Below are 15,024 nucleotides of genomic sequence, written 5' to 3'. Positions count from 1 at the left end.
TCACCTTTCAGTAGCCTTATGGATACAACCGGTACAGCATCCGCGGGAACGGAATCGTCTCGCGTACGTGATCCAGACCGCAAATCCAAGCAACAGTCCGTTCCAATCCGAGGCCGAAGCCGGAGTGAGGAACCGAGCCGTATTTGCGCAGATCCAGGTACCATTGGTACGTTTCCGGCGACAGGTTATGCTCCTTGAAGCGTTCCTCCATCAGTTCCGGATCGTCAATCCGTTGCGAACCGCCGATAATTTCCCCGTAGCCTTCCGGAGCAATCATATCGGCGCAGAGTACGACCTCTGGACGATTCGGATCCGGCTTCATATAGAACGCCTTGATTCCCGCTGGATAATGGGTGATAAACACCGGCTTGTCGTAACGTTCGGCAATTGCCGTTTCGTGCGGCGCTCCGAAGTCTTCGCCCCAAGGAATATCAAAACCTTGCGTATGCAGGTATTCAATCGCCTCATCATACGTGATCCGCGGAAACGGCGCTTGGATGCCTTCCAGCTTGGACACGTCGCGGCCTACAGCTTCCAGCTCGGCCCGGCAATTTTTCAATACCGATTGCACCACATGCGTGATGAAATTCTCTTGCACCTTCAAGCTTTCCTCATGATCGGTGAAGGCCATTTCCGGCTCAATCATCCAGAACTCGATCAAATGGCGGCGCGTCTTGGATTTCTCAGCACGGAATGTTGGCCCGAAGGAGTACACTTTCCCTAATGCCATCGCAGCAGCTTCCATATATAGCTGGCCGCTTTGCGTTAGATAAGCGTCTTCCTCAAAGTATTTCGTATGGAACAGGTTCGTCGTTCCTTCCGCCGATGTCGGCGTCAGGATTGGCGGATCCACCAGCGTAAACCCGTTTTGATCGAAAAACTCTTGCACGGCGCGAATAATTTCAGCCCGAATGACCATAATCGCCCGCTGCTTCGAGGAACGAAGCCACAGGTGACGATGGTCCATCAAGAAATCAACCCCGTGTTCTTTGGGCGTAATCGGATAGTTTTCGGTCAATTGGATGATTTCGATGTCGGTAACCGTCATTTCATAACCGGACTTGCTTCGCGGCTCCTCGCGAATAACGCCCGTCACGTACATCGAGGATTCTTGGGTCAAGCTTTTGGCTTTGTTCCAGGTTTCCTCAGATACCTCGTTCTTCACTACAACTGCTTGGATGTAGCCGGTCCCGTCCCGAAGCTGCAAAAATTGAATTTTACCGCTGGAACGTTTGTTATTGAGCCAACTGCCGATGACGACCTGTTCCCCGACATGCTCATTCACTTGACGAATCACAGTTTTGACCGCCATGCTTATATCTCTCCTCTAACGAAAACGATATTTAAAAACCTACTGGTTTAAATTCGCCGTATTTTACTTCGATTCCTGCACGATCTGCAGCGTATCGCGAGCGATCATCAGCTCTTCGTTGGTCGGGATCACCAAAACTTCGACCTTCGAATTCGGAGTCGAGATCCGGCGCGGTTCCCCAGAACGAACTTTGTTCAGTTCCTTGTCCAGCTCGACACCCAAGTAGCTGAGGTTTTCACAGGTTTTCTCACGGACGATCGCCGAGTTCTCGCCCACGCCAGCCGTAAAGACGATGACGTCAACCCCGTTCATGGCCGCAGCATATGCACCGATGTATTTACGCAGGCGATATTCATACATTTCAAAAGCGAGCGTTTCATTCGGTTTGCCAGCTTCCCAACCATCGGTAATATCCCGCATGTCGCTGCTGCTTCCGGAAATCGCCAGCAGACCGCTGTGCTTGTTCAGCATCGAGTTCACTTCGCTGATGGACAGCTCTTCCTTATTCATGACAAAGGTAACGACCGTTGGATCCAAGTCACCGCTGCGCGTACCCATCATCAAGCCTTCCAAAGGCGTCAGACCCATGGAGGTATCCACCGATACTCCTCCCTTCACCGCGGTCAAGCTGGCCCCGTTCCCGATGTGGCAAGTGATGATCTTCAGTTCTTCAATCGGACGGTTCAAAAATTCCGCAGCTACACGGCTGACATATTGGTGCGAGGTACCGTGTGCGCCATAACGGCGGATGCGATGCTTCTTATACAGTACCTTCGGAATCGGGTACAAGTACACTTTCTCTTCCATTGTTTGATGGAAGGCTGTATCAAAAGCCACTACGTTAGGAACGCCTGGCATGTTCACTTCAGCCGCATTAATCCCCATGATTGCCGGCGGGTTGTGAAGCGGCGCCAGATCAAACAAGCGGCGGATTTCAGCTTTTACTTCCGGCGTAACGAGGGCAGAGCCTTTGAACGTTTCGCCGCCATGCACGACGCGGTGACCTACCGCTTGAATTTCGTCAACCGAGGACAGAACGCCATGCTCTTTGTCGGTCAATTTCTCAAGCACTTTACGGATCGCCGTTGTATGCTCCAGAATTTCGCTGACTTCCGTCACTTCTTCTTTGCCCGTCGGTTTGTGGGTCAGGATCGAGGAATCCATGCCAATCCGTTCAACCAGACCTTTAGCCAATACGGTTTCATCGGTCATATCGTACAGCTGATATTTCAAAGAGGAGCTTCCTGCATTAATTACTAACACTTTCACAGCCGGTCACCGTCCTTATCGTATTTAAAGAAGCCTTCGCCCGTTTTAACACCCAAATTGCCGGCGCGGACCATTTTCTTGAGCACGAAAGAAGGACGGTATTTCAACTCGCCGAATTCGCGGAACATCCGTTCCAAAGCGGCCAGCACCGAATCCAGACCAAAGCGGTCGGCCATCTCCAGCGGTCCATATTGGAATTGGTAACCCATGCGCATCGCTTCATCGATTTCTTCAGCAGAAGCAACGCCTTCACCCAATACATGCAACGCTTCATTGATCATAACGCAAATAATCCGGGATGTGACAAAGCCCGGAGATTCATATACCATGATGCCGCGTTTCTCTACGACTTCTTCAACGAACCGCTTCGTTTCTTCAAACGTCGTATCCGAAGTTTTCAGACCGCGAATGATTTCTACCAGGTTGATTTTAGCAACAGGATAAATAAAGTGCATGCCGATGACGCGCTCCGGATATTTCGTTCCGCCGGCAATCTCGGTCAAACTCAGCGTGGAGGTATTACTTGCTAAAATAATGTTGCTTGGACAAACTTGGTCCAGTTGCTTAAATACCTCTTTTTTTGCATCCAAATCTTCCGAAATGGTCTCGATCACCATATCGCAGGTACCGAGTTCGGCAAAGTGTGTAACTTTATGAATACGGGATAAGATCAGTTTCTTCTCCGCTTTTGTAATTGCCCATTTCTCAAGTTGTTTATCCAGACTCGTCTCGATCATGTTATAGGCATGATCCAATTTATCGGCTGTCTCCTCCACGAGCAACACGTCCAGTCCTTTAGCAGCCAGCATTTCACTGATGCCTTGACCCATTGTGCCGCCGCCGATGACACCAATTCGTTTGTAATTCATGGTCCTCTCGCTCCATCCTTTCATCATCTGTACATAATATGGTTTTCCAGATGTCGAAACATACATCTTTTAACACCCAACATATAATAATATCTTAGCACGAAGAAAAAGTAAAAAAAAATAACCGGCACCATGATTTATGCCGGTAAATGGACGCTGTCACGAAATTGACAACGAAATTGCTCGCCGGAAAGGCGTTCTTCTTTTAACAGTATTTCTAGGGATCTGTCAAAAACTGCCGAATGCTGTTCCAATAACTGCTTCGTTCTGGCCGCAAGATCCTCCAAAATTCGAGTGTTTTCGTTCATCAGCACCTCAGTTGTCACCATATCCATATTCACGATCCCCAACTCGGTCAACCCCGACGTCATCATCGTATGCACGATTTTTAACGCCTGCTCGAAATCGTTACTTGATCCGGTGCTGCGACCACCATAATAAATTTCTTCTGCGGCAGCCCCGGCCAAGGCGATCATGATTTGACCTTCCAGATACGATTTCGTATATAAGTACTTCTCGTCCTGCGGATTGTGCCGGACATAACCCAGCGCTCTTCCGCGCGGACTTAGAGCAACCTGACTGACGCTGCCCGGAGCAACAACCTCTGCAGCAATCGCATGGCCCAATTCGTGAATGGCAACGCGACGTTTCTCTTCCTCTGCTGCCTGACGATCGGTCTGCTCACCCATCAGCACTTTATCGATCGCGACTGACAGATGTTCCTGGGTGATTTGATCCACGCCATCCCGCATCGCATAGATTGCCGCTTCATTCATTACGCTTTCCAGTTGAGCGCCGGAGAAGCCGAACGATTCCTCGGCGATTTTGTCCAAGTCGACGTCCTCCCGCAGCGGTTTATTCGCGGCATGCAGTTCGAGGATATGGCGGCGTCCCTTCTTGTCCGGCAAATCCACTTGAATATGTCGGTCAAAACGGCCCGGCCGCAGCAGCGCACTGTCCAGCATCTCCTTGCGGTTGGTTGCAGCAATCAGCAAAATCCGCGGCGTATCGGACGTATAAATGCCGTCCATTTCCGTAAGCAACTGGTTGAGCGTTTGATCGTATTCCCGCTGCTGTCCGCCTTCACGTTTACCGCCGATGACCTCGATTTCATCAATGAAAATAATCGCGTTTTCCTTGTTTTCCTTGGCCGCGCGGGTTCTCGCTTCTTTAAACAGATCACGAATCCGGCTAGCCCCCACGCCAACATACATTTCTACAAACTCACTGCCGGAAGCGGCCACAAACACCGCGTTTGTATAATGCGCCGCTGCTTTGGCAAGCAAAGTTTTGCCGGTTCCAGGAGGACCGGTCAGCAATATCCCTTTAATCGGCCGGATGCCAAACTTGCTGATTTCCTCATGGCGCACCATGAAATCCAGCGCTTCGCAGAGCTCCTGCTTGGCGCTCTCCTGACCGCCAATCTGCTCGAAGGTCAGCTTCGCCGGTCCGCGCTTTTTGCGTTTCCGTTCCTGGGCCGCTCCAATCGTGATGCCGCCCCGCATTTTGAGCATGGCAAATACCACGCCAAATAACACGATAGCCGTAACGAGTGGAATGATGTTCACGCCAATGAACGCCAAAAAGACGATGAGTACAAGTATAAAGCCAAGAGCAGCTTCAATGATCCATTTACGCATTTGGCCATACCCCCATCCGTTCCGGCGTACGCGGCAAAATAATAAATTTGCTGTATTGTCCGTCTGTTAAGGTGATGTACACGTTTTTCTCATCCATTTCCGCCGTAGCCTGCAGCTTGCTGTTCTCTTGCTCCATCTGTTTCAGCGCAGCCGTAATTTGGGTATATTGCTTATTTTCCATGGCCTGGGCGACAGTAAACATCGCATTTTCCCACAACTGGTCAAGCTCCGGCGAGGAATGATCCTCGATATTCAGCTTCAATGTACGGCTGCCGATTTGCTTCTCCCCGTTCTTTTCAATGTGCCGAACCAATTCACCCAAATCCGTCCCGGGCTTCAAATTCAGCTTCAGTTCCAGCTCATCCGCCTTCACATTCATATCGACATGATTAACCCCATCTACACTCTTCACAATATTCTCCAGCGGACGCTCAATCGCCCACTGCCGATATAAGAACCATCCACCAAATAATACAAGGGCGGAAATAGCAATGCTTGCAGCAATTGGTCCAATACGCAGTTTCACGTGATGTCCCCCTTATCTATATAAATAATCTACTATATTATATATATTCACGTATATCAAAACTACAAGTATCAGTATATCACATCGTATATATAAATTCGAAGGAATGTGTGAATATATTTAAAAATAAAGCCTAGTAGTTCTAACCCGAAATGCTACAATTTCTCAAGCCAAACATAAAAAACGGTTCCGCCATTCAGGCTCTTCGCCTAAACAACGAAACCGTTAGATATGATTCATTCATAGACTCCCCGTCAGCGATTCGGCAGGGTGAACACTTCCGGCAAAGCCTCGCCGGTCGTGAAACTGAAAAACCGGTAGTAATGGTGGTCCTTCTCTTTATAGAACAGCTGCCACACCAGTTGATTATTGTAAATGCCTGGCAGCAGCCGAACCACTCGGATCCCCGGCAACGATTGTTTGATAATCTCACGCATTTGGCTCTCGGACTTGCCATCAGCCAGTAGGCGTACCTCCGGATCATGTCCTTCCCGCAGCCAGACCATCATCTGACGACCGGAAGCATCTTCACCTTGTACGACCCAGATGACTTCATCCCATACCGACTTCCAAACTTTGTCGCCCCGGACGAGATCTGTCTCTTGCTTTGCCTGCTGAATGGCGGCTCTTTCGGCTTCCCACGTATCCTCATGAATGTATAGATAAAACCGGTGGAGACCCAGGAGCACGATCAACAGGATCACAAGGGACAGCAGGATCCATTTCGTTCGCTTCCTCAAGCTTCTCTTCCTTTCCCTTCCTATGCAAGCAGCCTCCTTCTGGAAACCGCGCGCCGCTCATTATCGTGCCAGCAGTCCCTCAAACGCCGCCTGCGCCTCGTAGCGGATACGTTCCTCATCCAGCGTCAAGCAAGCCCCGTGTTTGACAACCTGCTTGCCGTTCACCCAGACATGCTCCACATCCTTGGCCCCTGCGGAATAAACGGTATGGGAGATATAATCCGTTCTCGGCAGGAAATGGGCTTGCTCCGTGTTCAAGGCGATAATATCTGCCTTCATGCCTGCAGCCAGCTTGCCTGTATTTTGCAAGAAGACTGATTTTGCACCGTATTCCGTTCCCATCTTCAAGGCTTCCAGTGCCGGAACCGCCGTTGGATCGCCGGATACGCCTTTATGGATCAGCGCAGCCAAACGAATCTCCTCCAGCATATCCAGGTTATTGTTGCTCGCCGGACCGTCGGTCCCCAGCGATACCACTACGCCTTTCTTCAAGAGTTCGGGTACGCGGGCGACACCGCTGGCCAGCTTCAAGTTACTGCCCGGGTTATGCGAAATTGTAACCCCGTGGGATGCCAAGATATCGATTTCCTCGTCGGTCAAATGCACCGCATGGGCAAGCAGGGTTGGGCGGGAGAACATCCCCAGCTTCAACAAATGCTCTACCGGACGGACGCCGTAATCGTTCACGTTCTGCTCTACCTCGGCGCGTGTCTCCGACATATGCGTATGCATTGGCAAATCGAGATCATGGGCAGCTTGCACAAATTTCTCGATGAAGGCTGGCGGGCAGGTGTACGGTGCATGCGGTGACATCATCGTGGTGATGCGTCCTTCTGCCTTGCCGTGCCAGTTCTGTGCAAACGCGATCGCTTCCTTGAGCTTCTGATCTTGCTCTTCCGGGGAGCACAAACCGATGGCTCCGCGCATCAGCACGGCGCGAATGCCTGATTCCTCCACGACGTTGGCCACTTCGTCCATATGATCGTACATATCCAGGAACGTCGTCGTCCCGCCCTTGAGCATTTCCAGCACGGACAATGCCGTACCGGCATACACATCCGCTGCCGTAAATTTGGCTTCCATTGGCCACATTTTCTCCTGCAGCCAGGTTTGCAGCACCATGTCATCTCCGTAACCGCGCAGCAGCGACATCGCCGCATGGCCATGGGTATTGATTAGGCCCGGCAGGAACAACAAGCCTTTGCCGTCCAAAGTCTCGGCGCCTTCCACGCCTTCCGGGCGCTCTTCCCCGATATAGCTGATCGTATCGCCCTCAACGAGCATATATCCGTCAACCACAGGACGTTCCGCATCTAATACGGCAAACGTCCCGTTCTTAATTAACCATTTCCGACTCATACGTTGCTTGTTTCCTTTCCGTTTTCCAAGTAGTAAGCCAAGCTCAGCAAATCTGTGGTGAAATCAGCCGCATGAATCCGAACTTCCGGCGGAACCTTCAGAATCGTTGGCGCGAAGTTCAGAATCGCACCGATTCCGGCGGCCACCAGCTCATCCGCCACCCGTTGGGCTTCTGTATCCGGTACGGTGATGATGCCAATGCGGATATTTTTCGCTCGAACAGTTTCCGCCAGCTCTTCGATCGGCTGAATCGTAATGTTGTTGATCTGCTTGCCGATTTTCGCCGGCGAAGCGTCGAACACCGCAACAATCTTCATATTATCCTTCAAATACGCATTATAATTCGAAAGGGCTTGGCCCAGATTCCCGGCGCCCACCAGCGCAACGTTAATCTGTTGGTCCAGATTTAAAATTTGTTGAATTTTCTCAATCAAATAAGCGACATCGTAGCCGATCCCCTTTCGGCCAAAATCGCCGAAATAAGCTAAATCCTTACGGATTTGCGCCGGATTAAGATCCAGCTTCTGTCCAAGCTCCTGGGAGGACACCGTTGGCACCTCACGGCGGCTGAGTTCATTTAAAAAACGCAGGTAAACCGGCAGTCTGCGGACGACAGCGTCCGAAATTTTATCTGACTTCATGCATTGTTCCCCCTATTCTCCATTACGATCTATGAAGCGGCTTAGGCTTCGGGATTTAACCATTCCGAGATACGCGGCACCATTTGAGTTAATGGCATATGCTCCATCTTCGGTCCAGGCAATGAGTATAAGAAATATTTTCCATAATATGATTCCAGGATCCGGGTATCATAAACGATCACGATGCCGCGATCCTGCGACGAACGGACAAGCCGTCCGAACCCTTGCTTAAAGCGAATGACCGCCTGCGGGACAGACAGCTTCATGAATGGATTCTTCTTCTCCCGCTGCAGGCGTTCGCTCTTCGCTTCCACCAGCGGATGGTTTGGCGGCTGGAACGGCAAGCGTACAATCGCTAAACTGGTCAACGCCTCGCCAGGGATATCCACCCCTTCCCAGAAGCTGCTTGTCCCGAGCAGCACCGATGCGCTGTTCCCTTGGAAGCGCCGGGTCAGCTTGGTGCGGCTGCCGCTGTCCATCCCTTGCCCGATCACCGTGATGCCCTCCGCTACAAGCCGTTCTTTCAGCGGGTCATACACCTGCCTGAGCATCTTGTACGATGTAAACAGCACTAGCATGCGCCCCTGTGTCGCCACCGCGGCATCCGCCAGTGATTGTACCAGCGTGTTAATGAAATGGTCATCCCCCACGCTGCCTTTCACACTTGGAAAATCGCGCGGAATCACCAGCAGCGCCTGATCACGGTAATTAAACGGCGATGGCAGCATCGCGGTGATCAGCCGATCCTCTTCCGCTGCCTCCGTCAAGCCAAGCTGCTCAATCATATATTGGAACGATTTATCCACAGATAAAGTCGCAGACGTCATGACGACGCTCTTCTTCCGATCGAAGAAAAATTGCTTCAACTGAGCGCTGACATCAATCGGCACCGCATACATTTGCAGCGACCGGCTGCGGAAGTTCCCGTTCGCTTCTATCCAATAGACGGTATCCTCGCTCTCCAGCTTCATGAAGAAGCGAAGCGCTTCCCGTTCTCCGGCTAAATCTTTAAACAACCCGCTAATATCGGTGATCAAGCTCTCCGCTGCATAATCGTCCTGCTCTTCTCGGATTTCGGACAGAAGGCGCTCCCCTTTCCGAAGCACGTCGCCGAGACCTACATAAATTTGATTCTCTAGCGCGGTCAACGTCTCCCAATCCTTGGGCTTGCGGTTCGGCAGCAACCGGTACACGAACTGTCCGGGATCACCAGGCGCGGCGTCACTGCGGTCAGGCATTAAGCTGAACAGCAGCTCGCTGAGCTTGTCCCAGCTCTCCTTCACATCCACCAGCGTAGGATAGATCCCGTCGATGACTGAGCACCATTCCGAGGATTTCTCCGCGGCTGACGCTTCGAGCGCGCTGCGGAGGTTGGCCAATTGCCCCGTCTTGCTGTCTTTATACAGCCGGGTCAGCGTATGCACAACCGTAAAATACTTCATATGAATCCCCAAATGCTTGCCGGCCACATCCTCTAAATGATGCGCTTCATCGATTACTAATCGCTCGTAGCCCGGCAGCAGCTGATGTCCCGCCTGGATGTCTGTAAACAGCTTAGAGTGGTTCGTAATCACCACGTCCGCGACACCGGCTTCGTGTTTTGCGCGATGATAGAAGCATTTGCGGAACCAAGGACAGGAGCGGCCCAAGCAGGATTCCGACTCACTGGCCACTGTCTCCCAAAAGTCACCGCCGCGATTGCCGAGATTCAGCTCTTCGTCATCGCCGCTTTCTGTTTGGGTCAGCCATACGACCATTTGCGCGGCCGTCATCACCTCTTCTTTGGGTGTAGAGAAGTCTTTTCTATTTATTTTATGTTCAAATTTGCGCAAGCACAAATAATGCTGCCTACCTTTAAAAACGGCTGCACGAAACGGAAAAGGCACGACCTCCGTCAACAACGGCACATCGCGCTCTCTAAGCTGTTCCTGCAGGTTGATCGTGTGCGTGCTCACCATGACCTTCTCTTCATTCTTGACGCTGTGGTAAATAGCTGGCAGCAGATATCCCAAGGATTTGCCCGTTCCGGTTCCGGCTTCCACGAGCAAGTGCTTATCTTCCTCAAAAGCCCGCATGACCTCATTTAACATCATGTTCTGGGCTTCCCGTTCCTCGTACTGCGGCAACCGCTCCCGCAGCCGTTCTCGGACCTGCTCCATAAACTGCTCGAACGTCACGTTCTCCAGCGGATTGCGTTCCGCGCTGTCCCTCGGCGCTTCGATGTCGAGCCAATCTTCCACCTGCAAGGCGAATTGGCGGTAGTAGACATAGCCGTCTTCGCTTGGCAAAGCTTCCCGCTCTTTCTCCTGAACCATGGCGTCAAAGAACCACCCGAGATCGCTGTCCTCACCGGCAAACAGATCTGCCAAACGCTGTAAGGTCAATAGCGGCAATCGGTCACATTCCTCCAAGCATTTGAGGAAAATCAGCGCTGTCGCCAATGCGTCACTGTCCGCCTGGTGCGGACGCTCATGCTCCACCTCAAACTCCGCTGCCACCATCCCTAGCTGGTAGGAAGTCAGTGAAGGGAACAGAATTTTCAGGAAATCCATCGTATCCAGAATCCGTCCTGTAAACGGCAAATACCCCGTCTTGTCCAAGGCGCTCTGCAGGTAATTAAAATCAAACGCTACATTGTGCCCAACCAACACGACGTCGTTAAGTAGTGGAACCATCTCCACCATCACTTCGTCCAGCTCTGGCGCATCCTTCACATCCTCTTCAGTGATGCCCGTTAACCCCGTAATAAACGGAGGAATCGGCACGCCTGGCTTAACGAAAGAACGATACACCTGAGAAATTGATCGATCCGGCTCTATAATGGCAAGTCCCACTTGAATGATTTCATCAGAGGACTGGTTACCCGTCGTTTCAAAATCAAGCACAGCATATTTCATTGCAATTAGATGTCCCTTCATTCCAGTCTCTTTACAGCATAACAGAAGATAGCCAATTTGAAAATTAATACAAACCATATCTGTAATAAAAATCACAAAATAAAACAAGCGATGCGCCGCCATAAGCGGGAGATCGCATCGCTTCCAAAACATGCCGTAATAAGTGCGTGAACTTCCAAGACAATGAGCCATAAATCCTACAATAACGACGTCAACTCGGGACCGTAATGGAGTTTCCCTGTACTGTTCGCACAGGCCTCCAAATTGGCCAACGGCTCGGGCAAGGACGGATCATGGTGGTGAGCCAACTTGAAGTACTCTTTTGCCTTGTCAAATATGCCCTTGTGCGCCTCAATACACCCCAGCGCGTTGTAGATAATGGAACGCAGCCGCTTATTTGCTGCCTTTTCTAGCACGATCCAGAAATGCTTGGCGGCTCTGTCATATTGCTCAAGGTGCAGATGGCACATCCCCAGATAGGTCCGCGCTAACACGCTGTCTGTAAATTGCTTCACCACCTGCTCAAATTGAGCAGAAGCCTGGGGAAACATCAGCAACTTGTAATATCCTTGGCCTTTCACAAAGGCGGGGTCGTCCAATTCAGGTAGATCGGGGATCTCTCTGGACTCCAGGCTCCGGAACGCATGGCGTAAGTACCCCATTTTCTCCTCAAAGCTCAACCATTCTTCGATAATGCCGTCACTCATATGCTGAAGCAGACTCCATTTCTCCGCGAGTTCCTGCTTCTGGGCCTGGCCGGCCAAGGGGTATTTCCTCGTGATTTCGTCCAACATTTCATTCATTTCCGCAAACACATGCTGAAACATCATTCGCATCCCCCCTAACGAAAATGAAATCAGTCCGAGCCTTACGTACATTTTTTGTTTCGGGGGACGATTTCATTCCGGCAGGGAGGAATTACACTTTTTGAAGGATGGATCTCTGGGGTCATGTGGAATTGTATGTGAAAAATCAAGTACATTTCAGCGGTTGTTGCGGCTCACAGCCCAATGTACTTGAAATTTCATGTACAATGCGGTGTTTTTGCCCTTTTGGGGTGGATTATACTCGAAATTTCATACACATTAGTGCGTTCCCCGGGCATTTCGCCTAATTCTATATGAAAAATCATGTACATTTGCGGGGGATTGCGAACTACAGCTCGATTATATACGAAAAATCAAGTACATTTCGGCGGTTGCTGCGGCTCACAACCCAATGTACTTGAAATTTCATGTACATTCCGGTGACATCAGTATAGTGTAACGCGGACGCACCATATTTAAACACACCAAGGGCCCGGCAAAAATGCCGAGCCCTCTTACCATGGCACCTTCGTCATCCGAAGTTGCCTTCATGAACCATTTAGCGGATCATGGCGTGGAGTTCTTGATGCGCCTTTTCTACCGGCTTGTTGTTTTCGTCAACGAACACGACGGTTGGCTTGTGGCTGCGGACTTCTTCCGGTGACATTTGGGCATAAGAAATAATGATGACAATATCGCCAGGTTGCACCAGTCGCGCTGCTGCACCATTCAAACAAATCACACCGCTGCCGCGAGGTCCCGGAATCACGTACGTTTCCAGGCGGGCGCCGTTATTATTGTTGACAATTTGAACCTGCTCATTTTCCAACAGATCGGCAGCCTCCATCAGATCCTCATCTATAGTAATGCTGCCCACGTAGTTCAGGTTCGCTTCCGTCACGGTGGCGCGGTGAATTTTCGATTTCATCATCGTTCTATACATTACGGGTTCACCCTTTTCGTTAAAATTACGTTGTCGATCAACCGCGTTGTTCCAAATTTGACGGCAACGGCGATCAACACCCCTTTTTGGCGGCCGACTGCATCAACACGTTCATCCTCTGCCAAAGGCGACAATTCCGGAAAATCCGAAACTTCCACATAATCGATATTCGCCAGCGGTTCAGCGCTGATCTTCTCGCGGATTTCCGCTCGCAGCTCCCCTGCGGTAACAGGAGTTTGCCCCTCTGCCTTAGCCCTTGCATCCTCAAGACTGCGGGATAAAACAAGCGCTGCCTGCCGTTCTTCCGGACTCAAGTATACATTTCGGGAGCTAAGCGCCAATCCATCAGCTTCCCGCACGATTGGACAAGGAATCACTTCGATATCAAAGTTCAAATCCTCTACCATCCGCGTAATGACCGCCACCTGTTGGGCATCTTTTTGCCCGAAATAAGCACGGTCCGGCTGCACGATATGAAACAGCTTGCCTACAACGGTAGTGACCCCGTCGAAATGGCCCGGCCGGGAAGCACCGCACAGCACATCAGTCAAACCGTCGACCTTAATGTGAGTACGGGTTGGCTCAGGATACATTTCTTCTACAGTGGGCAAAAAGACGAAATCCACACCTTCACGCTCGGCTAAGGTCAGGTCTTTCTCCGGATCACGGGGGTAGCGCTCAAAATCCTCGTTCGGCCCGAACTGGATCGGGTTCACGAAGATGCTCAGCACCACCAGATCGTTCTCCGCCCGTGCTTTGCGCAGCAAGCTGGCATGCCCCTCGTGCAAATATCCCATCGTTGGCACGAGCGCAACTTTGATTTGCTTTCCTTCTTTCGCTGCTGTGAACCGCGCATCCTTCAACTGTTCACGGAGCGGGACAATCTTGTCAAAGGTCTTCATGACCGGACTTCCACCTTTCCTTTACCATACAAAGTTCCCAGTGATTCCTGCACACCTTGATCCGCGCGGAAAACATGCTCTTCTGCCGGGAACGAGCGATTTTTGACATCCGTTACATATTCTAAAATCCCCTGGCGGATCTGTGCGCCGATATCGGCGTAGGTTTTGACAAACCGTTTATCCCGGTAATCTGCCGTATATTTCAACACATCATGATACACGAGCACCTGGCCGTCACAACCGCGTCCCGCGCCAATGCCGATGGTCGGAATACTCAACTCGCGGGAGATGGCCGCTGCCACTTCCTCCGTGACCAACTCCAGCACAACCCCGAAGGCACCGGCACGTTCCAACGCCTTGGCATCCTCCATGAGCCGTTTGGCATCGGCCGCGTCTTTGCCCTGCACCCGGTAACCGCCAATTTGGTTCACGGATTGAGGCGTCAATCCGATGTGCCCCAGCACCGGTACCCCGGCTTGCACGATGGCTTGAACAGCAGGAGCGATCTCCGCGCCGCCTTCCATTTTGACGGCGTGGGCATGCCCCTCTTGCATTAAACGGCGAACGTTCCGCAACGTTTCGTCAATACTTCCGTGATATGTCATAAACGGCATATCCACCACGATGAAGGTGTGCTGCGCCCCGCGCGCAACGGAACGACTATGATATACCATATCGTCCAATGTGACCGGGATCGTCGAATCGTACCCCAGAACAACGTTGCCCAGCGAGTCACCGACCAGCAGCAAATCCGCCCCCGCTTCCTCAGCCAGTTGAGCCGACGGATAGTCGTAGGCGGTAATCATCGCGAGCGGAATACCGTCCTGCTTCATTTTTTTCATTTTGACAATGTTCAAAGCTTGTTTCCCTGCCATGTGATCCATCTCCTTCGGTTTGGCTTTGTGCGAGTCCTCCAAAAACGCGCACAACAAAAAAACCTTTTAGTTTGGCACTAAAAAGGTCCGAAGTCCAAAGAAGAGTGAGTTATCATCCTCGTTCTTCTGTCTCGGTCCTCTTTCGGCTCAGAGCAGAATCCAACGCAACTTGATTTGTGGTCATTCAAAACGTCGGCTGACGGTTTGAACTTTCACCACATTCATACCTCCGACAAGCACCCGGA

13 protein-coding genes are annotated in these 15,024 nt (G+C 51.2%); all 13 read right to left on the bottom strand.

Annotation, left to right across the window (positions count from 1 at the left end; genetic code table 11):
- Positions 1-16: 16 nt before the first annotated feature.
- The gene (gene asnS / locus C812_RS06405; RefSeq protein ID WP_016311850.1) at positions 17-1,312 is read right to left on the bottom strand and encodes an asparagine--tRNA ligase; all 1,296 of its coding nucleotides are present in this window, start codon (positions 1,310-1,312) and stop codon (positions 17-19) included.
- 63 nt (positions 1,313-1,375) lie between these two features.
- Positions 1,376-2,581, bottom strand: a complete 1,206-nt coding sequence (locus C812_RS06400) for an acetate/propionate family kinase (RefSeq protein ID WP_016311849.1) — start codon at positions 2,579-2,581, stop codon at positions 1,376-1,378.
- Positions 2,578-3,450, bottom strand: coding sequence for a 3-hydroxyacyl-CoA dehydrogenase family protein (locus tag C812_RS06395; RefSeq protein WP_016311848.1), 873 nt, complete (start codon positions 3,448-3,450; stop codon positions 2,578-2,580). Before C812_RS06395 ends, C812_RS06400 begins: the two co-directional genes overlap by 4 nt.
- A gap of 137 nt (positions 3,451-3,587) precedes the next feature.
- Positions 3,588-5,090 carry an AAA family ATPase gene (locus C812_RS06390; protein ID WP_016311847.1) on the bottom strand — a complete coding sequence of 501 codons (1,503 nt, stop codon included), beginning with the start codon at positions 5,088-5,090 and terminating at the stop codon, positions 3,588-3,590.
- Complete coding sequence (locus tag C812_RS06385) at positions 5,083-5,616, bottom strand: hypothetical protein (RefSeq protein ID WP_016311846.1); 534 nt, start codon at positions 5,614-5,616, stop codon at positions 5,083-5,085. The genes C812_RS06390 and C812_RS06385 overlap by 8 nt, the downstream gene beginning before the upstream one ends.
- A gap of 254 nt (positions 5,617-5,870) precedes the next feature.
- Complete coding sequence (locus C812_RS06380) at positions 5,871-6,356, bottom strand: cell wall elongation regulator TseB-like domain-containing protein (RefSeq protein WP_016311845.1); 486 nt, start codon at positions 6,354-6,356, stop codon at positions 5,871-5,873.
- A 60-nt stretch (positions 6,357-6,416) separates the two neighbouring features.
- Positions 6,417-7,715 (bottom strand): amidohydrolase, encoded by a 1,299-nt coding sequence (locus tag C812_RS06375; RefSeq protein WP_016311844.1) that lies wholly within the window; start codon positions 7,713-7,715, stop codon positions 6,417-6,419.
- A complete protein-coding gene (locus tag C812_RS06370) occupies positions 7,712-8,356 on the bottom strand; it encodes a redox-sensing transcriptional repressor Rex (protein WP_016311843.1) in 645 nt (214 codons plus the stop codon). The genes C812_RS06375 and C812_RS06370 overlap by 4 nt, the downstream gene beginning before the upstream one ends.
- Before the next feature lie 41 nt (positions 8,357-8,397).
- Positions 8,398-11,253 (bottom strand): ATP-dependent DNA helicase DinG, encoded by a 2,856-nt coding sequence (dinG, locus tag C812_RS06365; protein ID WP_036624735.1) that lies wholly within the window; start codon positions 11,251-11,253, stop codon positions 8,398-8,400.
- A 197-nt stretch (positions 11,254-11,450) separates the two neighbouring features.
- On the bottom strand, positions 11,451-12,083 hold the full coding sequence (locus C812_RS06360) for a tetratricopeptide repeat protein (RefSeq protein WP_333556734.1): 633 nt from the start codon (positions 12,081-12,083) through the stop codon (positions 11,451-11,453).
- Between the two features lie 535 nt (positions 12,084-12,618).
- Positions 12,619-13,002, bottom strand: coding sequence for an aspartate 1-decarboxylase (gene panD / locus C812_RS06355; RefSeq protein ID WP_016311840.1), 384 nt, complete (start codon positions 13,000-13,002; stop codon positions 12,619-12,621).
- A complete protein-coding gene (panC, locus tag C812_RS06350; RefSeq protein WP_016311839.1) occupies positions 13,002-13,904 on the bottom strand; it encodes a pantoate--beta-alanine ligase in 903 nt (300 codons plus the stop codon). Before panC ends, panD begins: the two co-directional genes overlap by 1 nt.
- The gene (gene panB / locus C812_RS06345; RefSeq protein WP_016311838.1) at positions 13,901-14,779 is read right to left on the bottom strand and encodes a 3-methyl-2-oxobutanoate hydroxymethyltransferase; all 879 of its coding nucleotides are present in this window, start codon (positions 14,777-14,779) and stop codon (positions 13,901-13,903) included. The genes panC and panB overlap by 4 nt, the downstream gene beginning before the upstream one ends.
- Between the last annotated feature and the right edge of the window lie 245 nt (positions 14,780-15,024).

This window comes from Paenibacillus barengoltzii G22 (assembly GCF_000403375.2).
GTDB classification, from domain to species: Bacteria; Bacillota; Bacilli; order Paenibacillales; family Paenibacillaceae; genus Fontibacillus; species Fontibacillus barengoltzii.
Note: the sequence above shows the minus strand (reverse complement) of the source record. Positions and strands in the feature narration are given on the sequence as shown.